We start from the raw sequence: 19,258 nt of genomic DNA, 5'->3' as shown, positions 1-19,258 counted from the left end.
GAGCTAACCGCGGCGCGCCGCCGTTCAGCTGTTTTTCTCCTCCTCGCGCTCCTCCTTGTAGCGCGTTTCGAAATCGCGCAAACGCGCGGAGATCGTCGAGAGATCGTAGAAACTCGCGGTCTTCAGGTCGCGCGCTTCCTTTAGCTGCCGAATCGCGGATGGCCATGCGCCGTCGAGCGCGAATTTCTCGGCCATCGCCTGATGCTGGCTCAGCGGGTCGTTGAGGCCCGCGCTCGCCTGCGCGAGATAGAGCCACCAGTCGGGGCGTAACGGGTCGGCGCGCGTTTCCTGGCGCGCGAGCGATTGGGCATCGGCGTAGCGGTGCGCCGACAGCAAGGCTTGCAGATGGATATCGATTGCCGCGTGCGAGTCCGGCCAGCGCTTCTGCGCTATTTCCGCGAGGCGGATGGCGTCGTCGTTACGGCCGGCGCGACGGGCGATATCGGCGGCTAGTACGTCGAGGCTAGGTGTGCTGCGGGGTGTTGCGGGCGCTGGCGGCTGCGGTCGCGCGGCGGGTTGTGGGCTCTGGCGCGGGATCGAGGTGCTCGTGACATGGACCGGCGGAAGCGGGATCGTGTTCTTCGAGGTCGGGGTGTTGGATGCGGTCGTGTGGCGGGAGTTGCTGTTCGCGTCGGTGGTTGTTGCAGCGCCCGCGCGATTCGTCTCGGATGGGTTGTTTTGGTGGATCGACGAATCTTTCTCTGCGGTTGAGACGTTTGCGGTTTTCGGGCTTTTTGCGTTTGGGTTGTTTGGGTTGTTTGCGTTGTTTGTGTTGTTCGTGCTGCTCGTGTTGTTCGCCAGCGTCGCGCCGCCTGTGCTGACCGCATTCTTAACGTTGAGCGAATTGTTCGTGCCGTGCCCGCCGATCGCGCCGATCGCGCCGATCGCGCCGTTCGCGCCGTTCGCGCCGTTCGCGCCGTTCGCGCCGTTCGCGCCGTTCGCGCCGTTCGCGCCGTTCGCATTGTTTGCGTTGTTTGCGTTGTTTGCGTTGTTTGCGCTGTTTGCGCTGTTTGCGCTGTTTGCGCTGTTTGCGCTGTTTGCGCTGTTTGCGCTGTTTGCGCTGTTTGCGCTGTTCGTGCTGCTCGTGCCGTTCGCCAGCGTCGCGCCGCCTGTGTTGACCGCGTTCTTGACGTTGAGCGAATTGTTCGCGCCGTTCCCGCCGTTCCCGCCGTTCGCCAGCGTTGCGCCGCCTGTGTTGGCCGCGCTCTTGACGTTGAGCGGATTGTTCGGATTACTCGCGCGATTGCCGCTCCCCGAAAAGCTCAGCACATCGTGCGCACTACTGCCGAGCAGCGAAGACATGCCTTCCGATAACGCGACGCCATTCGTCCTTGCATCGGTGACGGCAGGCGCATGCCTCGCCTGTGCGGATCTCACGCCGTCGGCAGCGAGATTCAACCCGGCATCGACGGAAGCAGCCGCCTTCGCCGACGATGCCGCCCCACGCTGCGCCTTCAAACTCCGTGCGCCGCTAGCCGCATCCGCGCCGCCGATACTCTTCAACTCCTGCCGCGCCTGCGCCGATGCCACCGCCGCATTCGCCTCCTCGCCTTCGAACAGACGGCGCGACTTCGCGAGCGCATCGTTGGCGGCGTCGTAATCGCCGAGCAGCGACTGCGCGAGCGCGACGCCATACCAGTTCGCCGCCGGATTGAGCGCGGTCTGATCGCTGATCTCGGTCTTCAGCCGGCTCGCGACCTCGCGATAATCACTCGCATAATTGACCTGCAACACCCGCGCGCGCGCCCGCACGAACGCGTATTCGGGCGACTGACGCGGCTGCCGATACGGCACGCGCCGCGCACGATCCTCCATATCGGCGATGCGCTCGACGGTCAGCGGATGCGTGCGCGCATATGGCGGCACGCCGTTATCGGACATCGTCAGGCGGTCCAGACGCGCGAAAAACGCGGTCATCGCGTAGGGGTCGTAGCCGGCGGCGGCGAGCATCTGAAAGCCGACGCGGTCCGCCTCGTGTTCCGCCGCGCGCGAAAATTTGAGCTGATTGTCGACGGCGAACGCCTGCCCGCCCATCGCGATACCCATGCCGAGATCGCCGCTGCGCGCCATCACGCCAGCGAGCAAGCCGGCGAGCATGGCAGCGAGCGCGGCATAGCCGCTCTTTTTCTGCGCGCCGATCATGCGCGCGATGTGCCGCTGCAGCACGTGCCCCATCTCGTGACCGATGACCGACGCCAGTTCCGACTCGGTCTGCGTCGCGGAAATCAGCCCCGTGTTCACGCCGATGAAACCGCCGGGCATCGAGAACGCGTTGATTTGCGGATCGCGCACGGCAAACAGGTCGAAGTCCGGCCGATAGCCACCGAGGTACTGCGTCGCGGCGGCGGCGGAGAGCTTGGTGGCGATGGAATCGAGGTAATCGCGCATCAGCCAGTCGTCGAGATAGTCGGGGTCGGCGCGGACTTCGCGCATCATCCGTTCGCCGAGCGTGCGTTCGGCTTGCGGTGAAAGCGTGCCGTCGGAGCCATCGCCGAGATCGGGAAGCTGCACCGAGGACAAGGGCGCACGCAGGCCGCTCATTTCGCCAGGCCGATTGGCGAAGCGGCTTTCGGCGCCGCCGTAGACGCCGAAGACGCCGTCGGCCAGGTTGGCGGGGGGTGAGGCGGGGACGGTGGTGGTGGTCGCGGTTGCCTTGGGCGCGGTTGCGGTTGTGGTTGCGGTTGTGGTTGCGGTTGTGGTTGCGGTTGCGGTTGCGGTTGCGGTTGCGGTTGCGGTGGGCGCGGTTGTGGTGGGCGCGTTTGAGGTGCCGGCGTTTGCGGTGGTCGCGTTTGCGGTGGTCGCATTTGCGGTGATCGCGTTTGCGGCGGTCGCATTTGCGGTGGTCGCATTTGCGTTGGTCGCATTTGCGGCGGTCGCGTTTGCGGTGGTCGCGTTTGCGGTGGTCGCATTTGCGGCGGGCGCGTTTGTGGTGGCAGAGTTTGCGGTGGTCGCGTTTAAGGCGATCGCGTTTAAGGCGATCGCGTTTGCAGTGGGCGCGGTTGCGGTGGGCGCGTTTGTGGTGGCAGAGTTTGCGGTGGTCGCGTTTAAGGCGATCGCATTTGCGGTGGTCGCATTTGCGGTGGTCGCGTTTGCGGTGATCGCGTTTGAGGTGGCAGAGTTTGCGGTGGTCGCGTTTGCGTTGGTCGCATTTGCGGTAATCGCATTTGCGGCGGTCGCGTTTGCAGCGCCCCTTGCGCCCGCCTTCGCCGAATCATCCGCGCGAGCCACGGACGCGCCAACCTGCGCCATCGCAACGGGCGGCATGGCGAGACTCAGGCACAGCACGAAAATGAGCGCACGGCTCGAACGTGTCAGATTCATGGCGCGAAACCGGCGTCGGCGAGCCGGTCAGCTTGATGACGAAAACGGGCTTATCGTATCAAGTGTTCGGCGCTCGGCGGTGGATTGAATCGGACCGAAGACGCCGTATCGCGCTGGTATGATGAGCGCCCGTTCGAAGGAGAGGCTATGTCCGGACTCACACATTTCGATGCCGCCGGCGAGGCGCACATGGTCGATGTCGGCGACAAGGGCGAGACACGCCGCATCGCCGTCGCGCGCGGTTCCATCGCCATGCTCGATGGCACGCTGGCGCTGATCCGCGAAGGCCGCGCGAAAAAAGGCGACGTGCTGGGCGTGGCGCGCATCGCCGCTATTCAGGGCGCAAAGCGCACGGCCGACCTGATTCCGCTGTGTCATCCACTTGCGCTGACGCGCGTGGCGGTGGATTTCAGCATCGACGAAACGCTACCTGGCGTGCACTGCGAAGTGCGTGTGGAGACGGTCGGGCGCACCGGCGTGGAAATGGAAGCGCTCACCGCCGTGCAGATCGGCTTGCTGACGATCTACGACATGTGCAAGGCGGTGGATCGCGGCATGACCATCAACAATGTGAAGGTGCTGGAGAAGCATGGCGGGAAGTCGGGGGATTGGGTGGCGACGTAGTCCTCGCGCCCGGAGCCGACGCCGACCTCACTCATCATCATCGTCATCATCGGCAGTGGCGCCCCCAACCCCCGGCTCTCCATACAACTTCACCAGATCCGCCTTGAACGAAGCCAGCGGCTTCCCCGTCTCATCGATGAGCTGATAAACCGACGCCAGTTGCTTCGGCCAGTCATGCAGTTGGGTCGCGAAAATCTTGAGCTTCGCCATCGTGTCCAGCGCTTCGTCGCGCTGACCAGCAAGCGCCTGCAACACCGCATATCGCCGCAACACCGTCTCGCCCGGCAGTAACGCAATCGCCTTGCGATGCATCGCGAGCTTCTCTTCGAGGTTCTGCGCGTTGATCGGCACGAGCGTGGCCGCGCCGTATTCGCCCCACGCGGTGAAGAGAAACGAAGGATCGTCCCGATACTGCTCCGCCGGCCGCGATCCGTAGTAAAGCACCTCGGCCCGATGATAGTCGAGCATCACCGGATACAACGCCGCCAGCCCGCCCACCACGAGCACCACGTACACGCCGAACGACAACGGCTTCGCCACCAGCCGCAACGGCCGCGTCTCCAGCAAGCCGATCACGAGCATCGCCGGCATCAAAAAGAACATGTATTGCTGCGGATATTCAACCAACGCATGCATCAGCAGAACGCCAAGCAGCGAAAGCCCGAAAATGCGCGCGGGCGTCTGCGGCGCGCGCAGCACGTGAATCAGCCAGAAGACGAACCCCAGCACCAGAATGCCGAGGCCCAGCGCGCCCGTCTTCGCGAGCAAATCGATGAAGATGTCATGCGCATTGTTCGCGATCTCGACGCCGCCCAGCTCGCGCACCATGTCGAACTGATAGCGCGGAAACTCGCCCCAGCCGACGCCGAGGATGGGATGCGTATGGAACATCGTCCAGCCGTATTTCCACAGCGCAAGGCGCGGCGCGATCTGATTGGCGTCCTGCATGCGCTCGGCGGCCGATTGCGCGAGGTCGAAGTGGAAGCGCACGTTGGCCCAGCGCACCGCCGCGTTCACCGCGAAGAACACGAGCGCGAGCACCACCGGCATGAGCCACGCGCGAAGATCGCGGCGGCCGGGTCCGTCGAAACCTTCCGCCGCTGCCGGCCGCCCCTGCACGAACGCCATCCAGAATCCGGCGACGACGATCACCGCCATCTGCAACCAGGGTCCGCGCGAAACGGTCAGCGCATGGCCTAGCGAAAACACCGCCGTCAGCGCGAGCCACACGATAACGGGCAAACGCCGCGTTTGCACGAAGTACAGCGCGCCCGCCATCGCGAAGGCGATCACCGTCGCGAGGTGATTTGCCTGCGCCATGTTGCCGAACGGCCGCCGCTCGGCCGTCACGTTATAAGCGACGACAAACGGCGTGAACTTCACCTCCAGATGCAGCAACTGCACGACCTGGCAAAAGACCGCGAACAGACCGCCCGCCATGAGCGCGGCCGCGCCGATGCGCAACGCCTTCTCCGACAAACCCGCGCGCACGAGCCCGTAGCCGGTATGCACCGCGATGAACGAGGCGAGCAGATAGGCGCCACCGAGCCAGTTCATCGAAGGCTGCGATACCGGCAGCAACACCGTCTGCGCGATGAGCAGCACGCCGAACGCAAGCGGCATGAGCGCAACGACCGGCGAGGCGAACGACACGCGCGGCTCCGACACGCGCACGAGCAGCGCGACCGTCGCCCCGAGCGCCAAGTAAAGCGCCAGCGCGCTGTATTCGGCGTAGAAGGTCGGAATCGGGTACGTGTGGTTGACGACGCCGAACGGCAAGGTCAACGCAAGGCACAGAACGGCAAAACAAAGGTAGCGCGCGTATTGAGAAGGCATGAGGGGCTGTGAACGTCGGCAACCGGCGCACTATACAAAACTTTGCTGCCCATGTCCGGTACACAGCCCGATTTGCGACGAAATCCCCGCGTTTCCAACAAAAAATCCCCGCACCTGACCGCTTCTTGCCGATGGCAGACGAGCGATGCCAACGCACCGCTCGTCTGCCCGTCGTCAGCGATGCACGTCAGCCACGGCATTCCGCCGGCGCGAGATTGGCGGGCAAGCTCGGCGCCTCCGCAGGCGACGGTCCCGCGCCCGGCGCCGGCAACGACGACGCCGCCTTGCCGCCCGCGAAGCATTCCCACGTCAAGGTGCCTGCCTGCACCGATCCGCGCGCAAGCGACACGCGGGCCGTCGGAGTCTCGGCGTTGTCGGGCGTGGATGGCACGAGCACGAGCGTGTTCGATCCTGCTGGCGCGACGCGCGTCGAATAGGCAATCGTGATCTGGCCGTTGTCGCTGTCGATGTGGATCGAGTCGACGTTGCGCGTGCCTGGCGGCGAGGCATATCCGCTTGCGAGATCGGCCGCGCTCGCCGCGTTCTCGGCCACGGCAAGCCGCGCCGATGCCGCGAGCGACAAGCCCTCGCCCACCCGGCTGCGCGCCAGATAATCCTGATACGCGGGAATCGCATACGCGGCCACCACGCCGACGATCGCCAACACGATCATCAGTTCGATCAGGGTGAAACCTCGCGTCGCCGCGTCGCCGGCAGAGCGCAGCCAGCCGTGCATCGCGCGCCAGGCACGCGGCGAATTCGTGTTGCAGGTGATCGTTGTCATCGGTACTCCCAAAAGGACAAAAAGCGCCCGGATGCATGATGCAATCCAGACGCTTCGATCTTATTCAGGGAGCTTTAGCGATGACAGTCGGCCGAACGGCTAACGTGGGTCTTGGGGTGAGCGTCTTTCGGTAAAGGCCTCAGTGTGAGCGCGTTTCCGGTCAACGCGATTCGGCGGAGTGCGCCTCAATCACCCCACTGCATAGAACAACCTCACCCCGGCGCCCGTTTTCCACTGGCGAGCGCGCGCCGCTTGATCAGCACGCCCGCCGCGACCACGAAAATCGCGCCCACCGCTCGCGCGATATACCCGACGAGCTCGGTGTTCAGCTCGGGCCATCGGTCGATGAAGGGATCGTCGATGATCAAGCCGCCCGCGATCCACCCGAGCAACGCCGCGCCGAAGAGCACGATGACCGGAAAGCGATCGAGCAGCTTCAGCACCAGCGTGCTGCCCCACACGATGAGCGGAATGCTCACCACCAGCCCGAAGACGACGAGCGTGAAGCGATGCCGCGGGTCCGCCGCCTCCGCCGCGCCCGCAATGGCGATGACGTTGTCGAGGCTCATCACGGCGTCCGCGATGACGATGGTCTTGACCGCTGTCCAGAGCTTGTCCGACGCGTTGATCTCGTGCGCGTCGTGGTCGGGCTGCATCAGCTTCACGCCGATCCACAGCAGCAGGATGCCGCCGACGAACTTGAGGAACGGGATATCGAGCAGAAACACCGCGAACGCGATCAGCACGACGCGCAGCACGATGGCGCCGAGCGTGCCAAGCAAGATGCCACGCGTGCGCTGGCCGTCGGGCAAACCGCGACAGGCGAGCGCGATCACGACCGCGTTGTCGCCACCGAGCAGAATGTCGATGACGATGATCTGAAGCACCGCGCCCCAATGGAGCGTCGCAAAAAAATCGAGCATGTAGTAATAAAAAAAGCGAGGAAGCCAACGCTCCCTCGCTTTCTATTCGGCGGTTACGAAAGGATTCGGTAAGAGTACCAAACCCCAGGCCGTTCTGCCGATAAACCCGCTTAGATCACCGACTTCAACAGACGACCCATTTCCGACGGGTTCTTCGTGACCTTGATGCCGCACGCGTCCATGATTTCGAGCTTGGCATCGGCCGTGTCCGCGCCGCCCGAGATCAGCGCGCCTGCGTGACCCATGCGCTTGCCCGGAGGCGCCGTGACGCCCGCGATGAAGCCAACCACCGGCTTCTTCATGTTGTCCTTGATCCAGTAAGCGGCGTTCGCTTCGTCCGGACCGCCGATCTCGCCGATCATGATGACGGCGTCCGTTTCCGGATCGTCGTTGAACATCTTCATCACGTCGATGTGCTTGAGACCGTTGATCGGATCGCCGCCAATACCGACCGCCGACGACTGGCCAAGACCCAGCGCCGTCAACTGACCCACTGCTTCATACGTCAGCGTGCCCGAGCGCGATACCACGCCGATGCGACCCTTGCGGTGGATGTGACCCGGCATGATGCCGATCTTCAGTTCGTCCGGCGTGATCGTGCCGGGGCAGTTCGGTCCGAGCAGCAGCGTCTTGCGATTTTCGCGGCGCATGCGGTCCTTGATTTCCAGCATGTCGCGAACCGGAATGCCTTCCGTGATGCAGATGGCGAGATCGAGATCGGCCTCGACGGCTTCCCAGATCGCGGCGGCGGCGCCCGCGGGCGGAACGTAGATCACCGATACGGTTGCGCCCGTTTCGGCCTTCGCTTCCTTGACGCTCGCGTAGATGGGGATGCCTTCGAAATCTTCGCCGGCCTTCTTCGGGTTCACGCCCGCAACGTACGCTTCGCGGCCGTTCGCGTATTCGCGGCAGGCGCGCGTGTGGAACTGACCGGTCTTGCCGGTGATGCCCTGCGTGATGACCTTCGTGTCTTTGTTGATCAGAATCGACATGTAGTGACCTCTGTTCGTTTGGCGTCGCGACGCTTTCTCATATGGAAAGCCCGCGCCGCCATTCGTGTCTGGTGGAACGCTCTTGTCAGACTAGGAAGCGGGCGCGCTTACTTGCCTTCGGCCGCCGCGACGACCTTCTGCGCGGCTTCTTCCATGCTGTCGGCGGAGATGATAGGCAGACCGGAGTCCGCGAGCATCTTCTTGCCGAGGTCTTCGTTCGTGCCCTTCATGCGCACGACGAGCGGCACCTTCAGGTCCACGGCCTTCGACGCGACCATCACGCCTTCCGCGATCACGTCGCAGCGCATGATGCCGCCGAAGATGTTGACGAGGATCGCCTTCAGGTTCGGATTCTTGAGCATCAGCTTGAAGGCTTCGGTTACCTTCTCGGTCGTGGCGCCGCCGCCGACGTCCAGGAAGTTGGCCGGCTCGCCGCCGAACAGCTTGATGGTGTCCATCGTGGCCATGGCCAGACCCGCGCCGTTCACGAGACAGCCGATGTTGCCGTCGAGCGAGATGTACGCGAGGTCGAACTTCGACGCTTCGACTTCAGCCGGATCTTCTTCGTCGAGATCGCGATACGCGACGATTTCCGGGTGACGGAAGAGCGCGTTCGCGTCGAAGTTGAATTTGGCGTCGAGCGCGATGACCTTGCCGTCGCCGGTCAGGATCAGCGGGTTGATTTCCGCGAGCGATGCATCCGTCTCGTAGAACGCCTTGTAAAGACCTTGCAGAATGGTGCGTGCTTGCGGCAACGATGCATCGGGAATGCCGATCTTGCGCGCGAGGTCGTCCGCTTCGGCGTCCTTCAAGCCCGTGGCGGGATCGACCGGCAGCTTGTGCAGCAACTCGGGCGTCTTTTCCGCGACTTCCTCGATGTCCATGCCGCCTTCGCTCGACGCCATCACGACGACCTTCTGCGATACGCGGTCGAGCACGAGGCCGACGTAAAGTTCCTTCTTGATGTCCGCGCCTTCTTCGATCAGAAGACGGTTCACCTTCTGGCCCTCGGAACCGGTCTGGTGCGTGACGAGCTGCATGCCGAGGATCTGGTTCGCGTATTCGCGGACCTGATCGATCGACTTCGCGACCTTCACGCCGCCGCCCTTACCACGGCCGCCAGCGTGAATCTGCGCCTTGACGACCCATACCGGGCCGCCCAGCTCTTCCGCGGCCTTGACCGCATCATCCACCGAGAACACGGGTTTGCCGCGCGGGACCGCGACGCCGAATTTCCGCAGGATTTCCTTACCCTGGTACTCGTGAATCTTCATGCGTGATTCCTTCAGTCTGAGAGTTGGAGTGAACTTCGATTTGCTGAACCGCTGATTTCATCGATTCTTGTTTGAATGCTGATCGCCGCGTGCGCGCTAGGTGTCGCGCGGCTTGGTGTCGTTTGTGCCTGCGCGCTCGAACCAGCGCGGATAGTACTCCTTGACCGCGGGGCCGTCGAAGCGCAATGCGTGACAGCGCCCGAGTTGGAACGGCGGTGTGTCCGATGCTGCCTTTGCGTCCTTCGAATCGAACGGATTGCCCGATTCGGTGTTCCAGACCTGACCCGCGAATCCCTGGATGGCGACAGTCGGCAGGACGGCGCACAACTCGGTGAGATGCGTGCAAGCAGCCGCGCCGCCAATACGCTGATTGACTTCGCGGCGAAAATTCTTGAGGAGATTGAGCCCGATGAGCGAGCGATAGGCGGGATTGGACTCGGCGCAGAGACCAGCATAAGGCGCCCACTCCGAGGACGCTTCTGCGCCGACGATAGTGAGTTCGCGGTCGATGGTAATGCGTAGCCAGAGTTCATGGATTGGCTGACCGTAGGGCCGCACGCCCGTCACGAGTTGAAAGTCGCGCGTCTTCTCGTCGGTTAGAACGGCTTCGATGTCCCATAGGCCGTCATCTCGCTCGAACGCTTCAATCCGAATCGCGCGACGATGGCGCAATTGTCGGGAAACGGGCGGGGAAAGAGGCATGCTGGACCAAAGCCGGAACAGGAAAACCGTGGAATTTTAGCATATTGGGTATTTCAAGCCGGGGATGACTCAGGCACCAGAAACGTGCGCGGGGAAAGCTTGAGAAGCCTGTGCTTATTAACGCTTCGGCGCGGTGCGGGATTTTCTTCCCGCCTCGGAGCTTGCATGCACGCGGTCGTTTGAAATCACTTCTTACTTTGGTGGACTAGAAGCTCAACACGCGGATGTGGAAACATGAGCCCGAACTCTTTGCATGCGCGCGAAACCTGGAGATTACTCAACGGTCGAAATCCGCCAGCACGATGAGGCAAGCGCGTGGAGCATGGAACAATTAACCTAACGCTTCGCGTGTGAATGGTTTTGAACCGAGTCGTGATGGAAAGCGGCTTCGCCATGAGTCCAGCACGTGAAAGCATGAAATGTATGCACGCGGCGCTCGGGCAATCACATGGTGCTCGAATGCGCCCGCACTGAACTAGACGGCGTTCGCCATCAATCGTCGATGACTTCGTCGGTCCAGTCTTCGTCGCTTCCCTTCAACACCTTGCTGATCGTGCTCATGGAAAAGCCGCGCGCCGCGAGAAAGCGCGCTTGCTTCGCACGCTCCGCGGGCGTTTCCGGTACGACGCCGTACTTCCTCTCCCATACGGACTGCGCTCGCGCGGTTTCGGTCTGCGCGAGTTTGTCGGCAGTTTCGCCGATGAGCGTCTCTCCCACTGCATGACGCTTCAATTCGTGGATGATCCGGCTGCCGCCCATGCGCGCCGCTCTTCGATGCACGACGCTTTCGACAAAGCGCTCGTTCGAGAGCCAGCCGTCGCGTTCGAGGCTATCGAGCAGTGTTTCGAGCGAATCGGCTTCTTCGACGTAGGGTCGCAACTTGCGCGATAACTCCGCGCGGCTATATTCCCGACGAGACAGGTAAGCAAGCGCGCGTCCTTTAAGCGAACGTTGCGGACGCTTGGAATCTTTGACTTCGGCAGCGGAAGTTTTGCGAGCGCGTTGACTTGAACGGCTGTAGACCGATTCGGATGCCGTGTTGACGCCTGCATCCGGCGCGCACTGCTCGAAGGGCTCGAAAGGATCGGCGTCTTCGAAGGCGTCGATTGCAGATGATTGGTTTGGATTGGCAATCCGGCTTGCCAAGGGTGACGCGTTCTGCGCACGGTTGGTCGCCAGAGTCGGCGTTTCCACTGCCGGCTTGGAGGTTGCGTTCCTCGACGGTGCGTTGCCCTCACGAATGGACGCTGCCTGCATCAGCAACGCGCGGGCTTGCTCCAGACGCGCCCGGCGATCTTCGGACGACGGTGTCTGACTTTCCCGGACAGCAGCAGCATCAACATCGGCCGCCCTTGCGTCTAACTCAGCAGCATCACGCGCATTCACCGGCAACTCTCGCCGCCAGACACCACGCAACGCCTTCGCCGAATCGCGCGACTGAGTGTCACGCGACTGAGGATCACTCGCGCCGTTCGGATCATCAGAACCAGCAGACCGCCCGAACCTTCCGTCCGTTCTGCCAGCCTTCGATCCGAACCGGCGCTTCAACATCGTCAGTGACCAAGTGAGTATCTAAACAACGAGACGACGACTATGTGACGACTGCGCGACGACCACGTAACGATTAAGCGACAACTCACTCGTCCGCCACCGTGGCGCCCGGCGCCACGGCGTCAGCCATTGCCGCCACGCCGAGCGACTCGCGGATCTTGTTCTCGATCTCGCGGGCGATGTCCGGGTTCTCGCGCAGGAATTCGCGCGCGTTGTCCTTGCCCTGACCAATACGCTCGCCGTTATAGCTGTACCAGGCGCCTGCCTTGTCTACCAGCTTGGCCTGCACGCCCAGGTCGATGATCTCGCCCTGACGCGAAATGCCTTCGCCATAAAGGATGTCGAAAATGGCTTCGCGGAACGGCGGCGAGACCTTGTTCTTCACGACCTTCACGCGCGTTTCGTTGCCGATGACTTCGTCGTTCTTCTTGATGGAACCAATACGGCGAATGTCCAGGCGCACCGACGAATAGAACTTCAGCGCGTTGCCGCCCGTGGTGGTTTCCGGGTTGCCGAACATCACGCCGATCTTCATGCGGATCTGGTTGATGAAGATGACGAGGCAGTTCGTACGCTTGATGGTGCCGGTCAGCTTGCGCAGCGCTTGCGACATCAGGCGCGCTTGCAAACCAGGCAGCGAGTCGCCCATTTCGCCTTCGATTTCCGCCTTCGGCACGAGCGCCGCGACGGAGTCGATGACGATCATGTCGATGGAGCCGGAGCGCACCAGCGCATCCGCGATTTCCAGTGCCTGCTCGCCCGTGTCCGGCTGCGAGATCAGCAGTTCCTGCGCATTCACGCCGAGCTTCTGCGCGTATTGCACGTCGAGCGCGTGTTCCGCGTCGATAAACGCCGCCGTGCCGCCGACCTTTTGCATCTCGGCGATCACCTGCAGCGTGAGAGTGGTCTTGCCCGACGACTCAGGCCCGTAGATTTCCACGACACGGCCGCGCGGCAAGCCGCCGACGCCAAGCGCGATATCCAGACCGAGCGACCCTGTCGAGACCACCTGAATGTCTTCCACCACCTCGCCTGCGCCGAGCCGCATGATCGACCCTTTGCCGAATTGCTTTTCGATCTGCGCGAGCGCGGCGGCCAATGCCTTGCCCTTCTCCGCAGTCATGCCAGCCGGGCCTTTCTTGCTTTCTTCCATGAATCGTCCTTTGCTATGATGAACGGCGTCTGAGGCGGGTGCCGGCAAGCTCGAAACGAACTCGAGCCCGTCTGTAGCACTCCCGCAGACACTGTATAAAAAAACAGTAGTTTTTGCAAGCCCGATCGCGCGACGCAGTCTTTTTTCCACGCCGCGCGCACCGCGCAAAAACCGCAAAACACCTGGAGACCGCCGCGCCGGGCGAAATGCGGTGTCGGCAATGACTGCGCTTTGCCGCGCACGAAGGCGCACAACACGATGCGAATCCTCATTGCCGAAGACGACAGCATACTCGCGGACGGTCTCATTCGATCACTCCGCCAATCGGGATACGCCGTCGACCATGTGAAGCATGGCGTCGAGGCAGATACCGCCCTTTCGCTGCAAACTTTCGACCTCCTGATTCTCGATCTCGGCCTGCCGCTCATGCCCGGTCTGGAGGTGCTGCGCCGCCTGCGCGCACGCAATTCGCAGATGCCGGTTTTGATCCTGACGGCGGCCGACAGTGTCGACGAACGCGTGAAGGGACTCGACCTCGGCGCCGATGACTATATGGCCAAACCCTTCGCGCTCAACGAGCTCGAAGCGCGCGTTCGAGCGTTGACGCGACGCGGCGCGGGTGGCGGTCCGACTGTCGTGAAGCATGGTTCGCTGGCGTTCGACCAGGTCGGACGCGTCGCGCATATCGGCGAGCAAGTCGTAGACCTGTCCGCGCGCGAACTCGGCGTGCTCGAAGTGCTGCTCCAGCGCATCGGGCGGCTCGTGTCGAAGGAACAGCTCGTGAATCATCTATGCGAGTGGGGTGAAGAAGTAAGCAACAACGCAATCGAGGTGTACGTGCACCGCTTGCGCAAAAAAATCGAAGCGAGCGGCGCGCGCATCATCACGGTGCGCGGGCTCGGCTACACGCTGGAGAAAGCCGTCGCCACCGTCGACAACGGCGCCGTTGCCCAACCCGCGGCGAGCGATTCCCTGCCCGCCAGCCCTCAATACAAGTAGCCGCGCATGGCGTCGCCCGTTTCCACCGAACCAAGCGAAGCCGGGCACGGACACGACCACGCCGCCATTGAAAGCGACACCGACGCCAAGCGCGACGCGCGCTACGCCAACCCGTTCGCGCCTCCCGACGAACTCGAACCCGACAACGAAACGCATCCGCGCTCGCTCTTCGGCGAGATTCTCGACTGGATGCTTGCGCCGCTTCTGCTGCTCTGGCCGATGAGCATCGCGGTGACGTATCTGGTCGCGAAGTCGATTGCCAACGGTCCGTTCGACCGCGCGCTCGAAGCCGACGTCTACATGCTCGCGCGCCAAATCCAGCCTGTGAACGGCGTCGCCGAACTGCGTCTACCCGATGTCACGCGCGATTTCCTGCGCGCCGACAACGTCGACAGCGTGTTCTTTCAAGTGCTCGGCACGCGCGGCGAACTGGTCGGCGGCGACCGTGACATGCCCTTGCCGCATGACGACGATCGTCCGCAGCCGGGCATCGTCGAATTTCGCGACGACGCCCTGCGCGGCAACGACATTCGCGTCGCCTATACGACGGTCGATGTGCCCGGTCTCGCGCCGGGACGCGATCCCGCCGAGACGCAGCCGGTGCTCGTGCAGGTCGCCGAGACGCTGGACAAACGCAGCCAGCTCGCCAACGACATCATCAAAGGCGTGATCCTGCCGCAGTTCGTGATCCTGCCGCTCGCCATCGTGCTCGTGTGGTTCGGCCTCTCGCGCGGGCTCGCGCCGCTGCACGCGCTGCAGTCGAACATTCGCGCGCGCCGTCCGGACGACCTCTCGCCGCTCGAAGCGGCCCGCGCGCCGCCCGAGATCGCGCCGCTCGTGGCGTCGTTCAACGATTTGCTCGTGCGGCTCGAACAGAACATGGAGTTTCAGAAGCGCTTTATCGCCGACGCCGCGCATCAGATGAAAACGCCGCTCGCCGGCCTGCGCATGCAGGCGGAGTTTGCGTTGCGCCAAGAGGTATCGACGGAAGTGCAGCGCTCGCTCGAACAGATCGCCACGAGTTCCGAGCACGCGGCGCGGCTCGTCACGCAATTGCTCGCGTTGGCGCGCGCGGAAAATCGCGCGACGGGGCAGATTTTCTCGCACGTCGAACTGACCGATCTCGCGCGGCTCGCCGTGCGCGACTGGGTGCAGGCGGCGCTCGCGAAGGGTATCGATATCGGTTACGAGGAGCCCGCGTATCCCGTCGAGGTCGAGGGCAACGCGGTGATGCTGCGTGAATTGCTGTCGAATCTGATCGATAACGCCATCCGCTACACGCCTCCGAACGGACGCGTGACCGTGCGCGTGCGGACCGGCGAGCACGATCTCGATCACGTTCATCTCGAAGTGGAAGACACCGGACTTGGCATTCCGAGCGCCGAACGCGAGCGCGTGCTCGAGCGTTTCTATCGCATTCTCGGACGCGAGGGCGACGGCAGCGGCCTCGGTCTCGCCATTGTCAAGGAGATCACGGCGATGCACGGCGGCACGCTCGTCATCGAAGATCATGTGTATCAGGAAGCGCCGCGACTGGCCGGAACGCTGGTTCGCGTGAGCTTACAGCGGGTTTTTCCTATGCGGGACAAACCCTGAGGCGGCTCAGCGCCCAACACCTCGGCAAACAACATAAAACGCGCATTGACGCAAGAATGAGCGAGATAAAAAGAAATAGCAGATGGTTAGCCGAAGATGTACTTTATGCGCCGATTCGACACGCATCCGAGCGAGTCAGAACGCCGTAAGTTTTCGTTCCAATAATCGTTGCACCGGAGCGCCTCGGGCGTTTCCGACACGTACGCGAATTCAAATCAGGAGACGATTCATGGCTACGGTTGAGGGGCGCATTTCCCACGCACCGATGACGAGCGAGGAAAGGAAGGTCATCTTCGCTTCGTCGCTCGGCACGGTGTTCGAGTGGTACGACTTTTATCTGGCGGGCTCGCTTGCCATCTACATCAGCAAGACGTTCTTCTCGGGCGTCAATCCGACCGCTGGCTTCATCTTCACGCTGCTCGGCTTCGCGGCGGGTTTCGCGGTGCGTCCGTTCGGCGCGATCGTGTTCGGGCGGCTCGGCGATATGGTCGGGCGCAAATACACGTTTCTCGTGACCATCGTCATCATGGGTTTGTCGACGTTCCTGATCGGCTTCCTGCCCGGCTACGCGACCATAGGCATTGCGGCGCCGGTCATCTTTATCGCGATGCGCTTGCTGCAGGGCCTCGCGCTCGGCGGCGAGTACGGCGGCGCGGCGACCTACGTCGCGGAGCACGCACCGGCCAACAAGCGCGGCGCATGGACCGCGTGGATCCAGACCACGGCGACGCTTGGCCTTTTCATTTCGCTGATCGTGATTCTGGCGGTACGCACGATGGTTGGCGAAGAACAGTTCGGTGCCTGGGGCTGGCGTATTCCGTTCCTCGTGTCGATCCTGCTGCTCGCGGTGTCGGTGTGGATTCGCATGAAGCTGCATGAATCGCCGGTGTTCGAGCGCATCAAGTCCGAAGGCAAGACTTCGAAGGCGCCGCTGACCGAAGCGTTCGGCGAATGGAAGAACCTGAAGATCGTGTTGCTGGCGCTGTTCGGTTTGACGGCGGGTCAGGCGGTCGTGTGGTACACGGGGCAGTTCTACTCGCTCTTCTTCCTCACGCAAACCCTCAAGGTCGATGGCACCAGCGCGAATATCATGGTCGCGGTGGCGCTTTTGATCGGCACGCCGTTCTTCGTGTTCTTCGGGTCGCTGTCGGACCGGATCGGCCGCAAGCCGATCATCATGGCGGGCTGCCTGATCGCCGCGTTGAGCTTCTTCCCGCTCTTCAAGGCGCTCGCGCACTACACCAACCCGACGCTCGAAGCCGCCACGCAGAAGTCGCCGATTGTCGTGATCTCCAATCCGGACGAGTGCTCGTTCCAGTTCAATCCGGTGGGCACGTCGAAGTTCACGTCGTCGTGCGATATCGCGAAGAGCGCGCTGTCCAAGGCCGGTCTCAACTACGAGAACGTCGCGGCACCGGCGGGCACGCTCGCGCAGATCAAGGTGGGCGAAACGGTGGTGAACACCTACGACGGCAAGGCGGCCGACGCGAAGGCGCAAGGCGCGGCCTTCGACAAGACGCTTGCCGGCACGTTGAAGAGCGCGGGCTACCCGGCGAAGGCCGATCCGGCGCTCATCAACTGGCCGATGGCGATCGTCGTTCTGACCATCCTCGTGATCTTCGTGACGATGGTCTACGGCCCGATCGCGGCAATGCTGGTTGAGATGTTCCCGGCGCGGATTCGCTATACGTCGATGTCGTTGCCGTATCACATCGGCAATGGCTGGTTTGGTGGATTTCTCCCTGCGACGGCCTTCGCTATCGTCGCCGCGAGAGGCGATATCTATTCGGGCTTGTGGTATCCGATTGTGATTGCGCTGGCGACGTTCGTGATCGGCATGTTGTTCGTCAAGGACACGCGCAAGACGAATGTCTATGACGAAGATTGATGACGATGGTGCTTTCCTGGCGCTTTCCTGCCGCTTGAATAAAACGAACGGCAGGGGTTGACAGCGGTTTCACCTATCGCCATAATCTCGCTTCTTTCGGCGAATTAGCTCAGTCGGTTAGAGCGACGGAATCATAATCCGCAGGTCCGGGGTTCGAATCCCTGATTCGCCACCAAATCAAGCGCGAGGCCCGCACTCATTGGAGTGTGGGCCTTTTGCTTTGGGCGCTCGGTGAGCCGCTTTGTGAGCCACTTCGCCCATATGCACAAGCTGCCGCACCTGTATCGCAACCGCCTTGGCGTCTACTACTTGCGCCTGAAGCGCAACGGCCAAGAAGCGAAGCGTTCTCTTCGCACGAAAGACTTCAAGCAGGCTAAGATTTGGGCGCTTGCCTTCAATCTCGAGTTGGCCATGACCCAGCCCAGCCCCGAAGACTTTGACTTGAATGTCGAAAAGCTTAAAAAGCTCGACTTGATCCTGCCGGACGGCACGCAGCTTCGCGACATCAAGACCGACGAGGACGTGCGCCTTGCGAAGGCTCTGATTGGCGATCGCCTCAGCGCCGCCGTCGCGGCATCGCCACCGCTCGATTTCCCGATCTTCTCCCCTTCCGTCGCCGCCGCGATCGCCGCGCAGGCGGCGAATTCCGCGCCGAAAAAGAAAGGCAAACCGTTTTCGGAAGTGGCGGCGAGATACAAGAAAGAAAAGAAGCTCGACAACACGCCTCGCACCATCACGGCGAAGGAAAGCGCATTCGCAGATTTTAAAAAGCGGCACGGCGACCGGCCCATTGAAGAGTATGCATTGGAAGACGCGATCGCCCATAAAGACGCGCTGATCGACGACGGCGCGAGCGCAAGCCGCGTGAACGCGAAACTGTCGTTCTTGCGCGACTTGTTCGCTTATGCGATCAGCAACGGAGTTCGCGAAGGCCCCAACCCTTTTGAGACGGCAAAAGTTTCGTCCAAGTCGAAGCTTGAACAGCAGAAGCGCTCTTACAAGCCCTTCACCGCCACTGACCTTGCGACGATCTTCGATCCACTCGCTTATTCGGCTCGCATGGACAAGCCCCATTACCATTGGCTGCCGTTTCTCGCGCTCTATTCGGGCGCGCGTCTCGAAGAGCTTGCCAGCCTCCCCTTGAACAACGTTCAATGCGAAGGCGGCATTTGGTTCTTCGAGATTGAGAAAGCGAAGAACGCAAACTCTCAACGGCGCATCCCGTTGCATCAGACGGTCGTGGCCTCTGGCTTTCTCGGCTATGTTCAAAAGCTCAGAGACTCCCGCGCAACTCAGCTGTTCCCCGAGTTGAAGCCCGGCGCCAACGGCTATGGGAAAAACGTCACGCGCCGCTTTGCGGATTATCTCGACGAGCGGTTTATCACTGACGACCGGAAGGTCTTTCACTCGTTTCGACACACATTCATTGCTCGCATGACCGAGCTAAACACGCATCCAGCGATGCTTATGGCGTTGGTGGGACACTACGATCAGGCAAAAGTGGATTTCAGCTCAGCGCACTTCGCAAACTACCAACACGCAAAACCACTCGCTGAACTCAAAGCCACGCTCGATCGATTCGATTTGGCTTTGCCTTTAGCCTTTTGAGTTGCAT

At 62.2% G+C, this 19,258-nt stretch carries 15 protein-coding genes and 1 tRNA gene; 7 read left to right on the top strand and 9 right to left on the bottom strand.

Going from position 1 to position 19,258, the window contains the following annotated elements; translation table 11 throughout:
* Positions 1–24: 24 nt before the first annotated feature.
* A complete protein-coding gene (locus tag LDZ28_RS02375) occupies positions 25–2,814 on the bottom strand; it encodes a M48 family metalloprotease (RefSeq protein WP_370652121.1) in 2,790 nt (929 codons plus the stop codon).
* A 5-nt stretch (positions 2,815–2,819) separates the two neighbouring features.
* On the opposite strand from LDZ28_RS02375, the gene LDZ28_RS32800 reads away from it, so the two are divergent.
* The gene (locus tag LDZ28_RS32800; protein ID WP_370652120.1) at positions 2,820–3,098 is read left to right on the top strand and encodes a pentapeptide repeat-containing protein; all 279 of its coding nucleotides are present in this window, start codon (positions 2,820–2,822) and stop codon (positions 3,096–3,098) included.
* A 370-nt stretch (positions 3,099–3,468) separates the two neighbouring features.
* Positions 3,469–3,945, top strand: a complete 477-nt coding sequence (gene moaC, locus LDZ28_RS02365) for a cyclic pyranopterin monophosphate synthase MoaC (protein ID WP_244827139.1) — start codon at positions 3,469–3,471, stop codon at positions 3,943–3,945.
* Between the two features lie 27 nt (positions 3,946–3,972).
* On the opposite strand, the gene LDZ28_RS02360 is transcribed toward moaC, so the two are convergent.
* The 8 genes from LDZ28_RS02360 to recA form a co-directional block, all read right to left on the bottom strand.
* The gene (locus LDZ28_RS02360; RefSeq protein WP_244827138.1) at positions 3,973–5,781 is read right to left on the bottom strand and encodes a Wzy polymerase domain-containing protein; all 1,809 of its coding nucleotides are present in this window, start codon (positions 5,779–5,781) and stop codon (positions 3,973–3,975) included.
* 187 nt (positions 5,782–5,968) lie between these two features.
* Positions 5,969–6,517: a pilin gene (locus LDZ28_RS02355; protein WP_244827965.1), complete on the bottom strand. Its 549-nt coding sequence runs from the start codon at positions 6,515–6,517 to the stop codon at positions 5,969–5,971.
* Positions 6,518–6,777: 260 nt separating this feature from the next.
* Positions 6,778–7,488, bottom strand: a complete 711-nt coding sequence (locus tag LDZ28_RS02350; RefSeq protein ID WP_244827137.1) for a TerC family protein — start codon at positions 7,486–7,488, stop codon at positions 6,778–6,780.
* Between the two features lie 110 nt (positions 7,489–7,598).
* Positions 7,599–8,480 (bottom strand): succinate--CoA ligase subunit alpha, encoded by an 882-nt coding sequence (gene sucD, locus LDZ28_RS02345; RefSeq protein ID WP_159835338.1) that lies wholly within the window; start codon positions 8,478–8,480, stop codon positions 7,599–7,601.
* A 107-nt stretch (positions 8,481–8,587) separates the two neighbouring features.
* The gene (gene sucC / locus LDZ28_RS02340; RefSeq protein WP_244827136.1) at positions 8,588–9,754 is read right to left on the bottom strand and encodes an ADP-forming succinate--CoA ligase subunit beta; all 1,167 of its coding nucleotides are present in this window, start codon (positions 9,752–9,754) and stop codon (positions 8,588–8,590) included.
* A 96-nt stretch (positions 9,755–9,850) separates the two neighbouring features.
* Positions 9,851–10,456, bottom strand: a complete 606-nt coding sequence (locus tag LDZ28_RS02335) for a DUF2889 domain-containing protein (RefSeq protein ID WP_244827135.1) — start codon at positions 10,454–10,456, stop codon at positions 9,851–9,853.
* Between the two features lie 492 nt (positions 10,457–10,948).
* A complete protein-coding gene (recX, locus tag LDZ28_RS02330; protein ID WP_244827134.1) occupies positions 10,949–11,650 on the bottom strand; it encodes a recombination regulator RecX in 702 nt (233 codons plus the stop codon).
* Positions 11,651–12,092: 442 nt separating this feature from the next.
* Complete coding sequence (gene recA, locus LDZ28_RS02325; protein WP_284502972.1) at positions 12,093–13,160, bottom strand: recombinase RecA; 1,068 nt, start codon at positions 13,158–13,160, stop codon at positions 12,093–12,095.
* Between the two features lie 258 nt (positions 13,161–13,418).
* Between recA and LDZ28_RS02320 the strand changes: the two genes are divergently transcribed.
* The 5 genes from LDZ28_RS02320 to LDZ28_RS02300 all read left to right on the top strand — a co-directional run bounded on the left by LDZ28_RS02320 (position 13,419) and on the right by LDZ28_RS02300 (position 19,251).
* Complete coding sequence (locus LDZ28_RS02320; protein ID WP_244827133.1) at positions 13,419–14,159, top strand: response regulator transcription factor; 741 nt, start codon at positions 13,419–13,421, stop codon at positions 14,157–14,159.
* 6 nt (positions 14,160–14,165) lie between these two features.
* Positions 14,166–15,755, top strand: coding sequence for a sensor histidine kinase (locus LDZ28_RS02315; protein ID WP_244827132.1), 1,590 nt, complete (start codon positions 14,166–14,168; stop codon positions 15,753–15,755).
* A gap of 229 nt (positions 15,756–15,984) precedes the next feature.
* Positions 15,985–17,643 carry an MFS transporter gene (locus LDZ28_RS02310; protein ID WP_244827131.1) on the top strand — a complete coding sequence of 553 codons (1,659 nt, stop codon included), beginning with the start codon at positions 15,985–15,987 and terminating at the stop codon, positions 17,641–17,643.
* Positions 17,644–17,741: 98 nt separating this feature from the next.
* A tRNA-Met gene (locus LDZ28_RS02305) sits at positions 17,742–17,818 on the top strand.
* An 86-nt stretch (positions 17,819–17,904) separates the two neighbouring features.
* Positions 17,905–19,251 (top strand): site-specific integrase, encoded by a 1,347-nt coding sequence (locus LDZ28_RS02300; protein WP_370652119.1) that lies wholly within the window; start codon positions 17,905–17,907, stop codon positions 19,249–19,251.
* The last annotated feature ends 7 nt before the right edge of the window (positions 19,252–19,258 follow it).

Source organism: Caballeronia sp. TF1N1 (assembly GCF_022878925.1).
Taxonomy (GTDB): domain Bacteria; phylum Pseudomonadota; class Gammaproteobacteria; order Burkholderiales; family Burkholderiaceae; genus Caballeronia.
This window is presented reverse-complemented; position numbering and strand designations above follow the sequence as displayed.

What these genes read in the sequence shown, in the direction of transcription:
- moaC (WP_244827139.1), top strand. Translation starts at nt 3,469, where the DNA reads ATGTCCGGACTCACACATTTCGATGCCGCCGGCGAGGCGCACATGGTC.
- LDZ28_RS02360 (WP_244827138.1), bottom strand. Translation starts at nt 5,781, where the DNA reads ATGCCTTCTCAATACGCGCGCTACCTTTGTTTTGCCGTTCTGTGCCTT.
- LDZ28_RS02355 (WP_244827965.1), bottom strand. Translation starts at nt 6,517, where the DNA reads ATGCACGGCTGGCTGCGCTCTGCCGGCGACGCGGCGACGCGAGGTTTC.
- LDZ28_RS02350 (WP_244827137.1), bottom strand. Translation starts at nt 7,488, where the DNA reads ATGCTCGATTTTTTTGCGACGCTCCATTGGGGCGCGGTGCTTCAGATC.
- sucD (WP_159835338.1), bottom strand. Translation starts at nt 8,480, where the DNA reads ATGTCGATTCTGATCAACAAAGACACGAAGGTCATCACGCAGGGCATC.
- sucC (WP_244827136.1), bottom strand. Translation starts at nt 9,754, where the DNA reads ATGAAGATTCACGAGTACCAGGGTAAGGAAATCCTGCGGAAATTCGGC.
- LDZ28_RS02335 (WP_244827135.1), bottom strand. Translation starts at nt 10,456, where the DNA reads ATGCCTCTTTCCCCGCCCGTTTCCCGACAATTGCGCCATCGTCGCGCG.
- recA (WP_284502972.1), bottom strand. Translation starts at nt 13,160, where the DNA reads ATGGAAGAAAGCAAGAAAGGCCCGGCTGGCATGACTGCGGAGAAGGGC.
- LDZ28_RS02320 (WP_244827133.1), top strand. Translation starts at nt 13,419, where the DNA reads ATGCGAATCCTCATTGCCGAAGACGACAGCATACTCGCGGACGGTCTC.
- LDZ28_RS02315 (WP_244827132.1), top strand. Translation starts at nt 14,166, where the DNA reads ATGGCGTCGCCCGTTTCCACCGAACCAAGCGAAGCCGGGCACGGACAC.
- LDZ28_RS02310 (WP_244827131.1), top strand. Translation starts at nt 15,985, where the DNA reads ATGGCTACGGTTGAGGGGCGCATTTCCCACGCACCGATGACGAGCGAG.
- LDZ28_RS02300 (WP_370652119.1), top strand. Translation starts at nt 17,905, where the DNA reads ATGCACAAGCTGCCGCACCTGTATCGCAACCGCCTTGGCGTCTACTAC.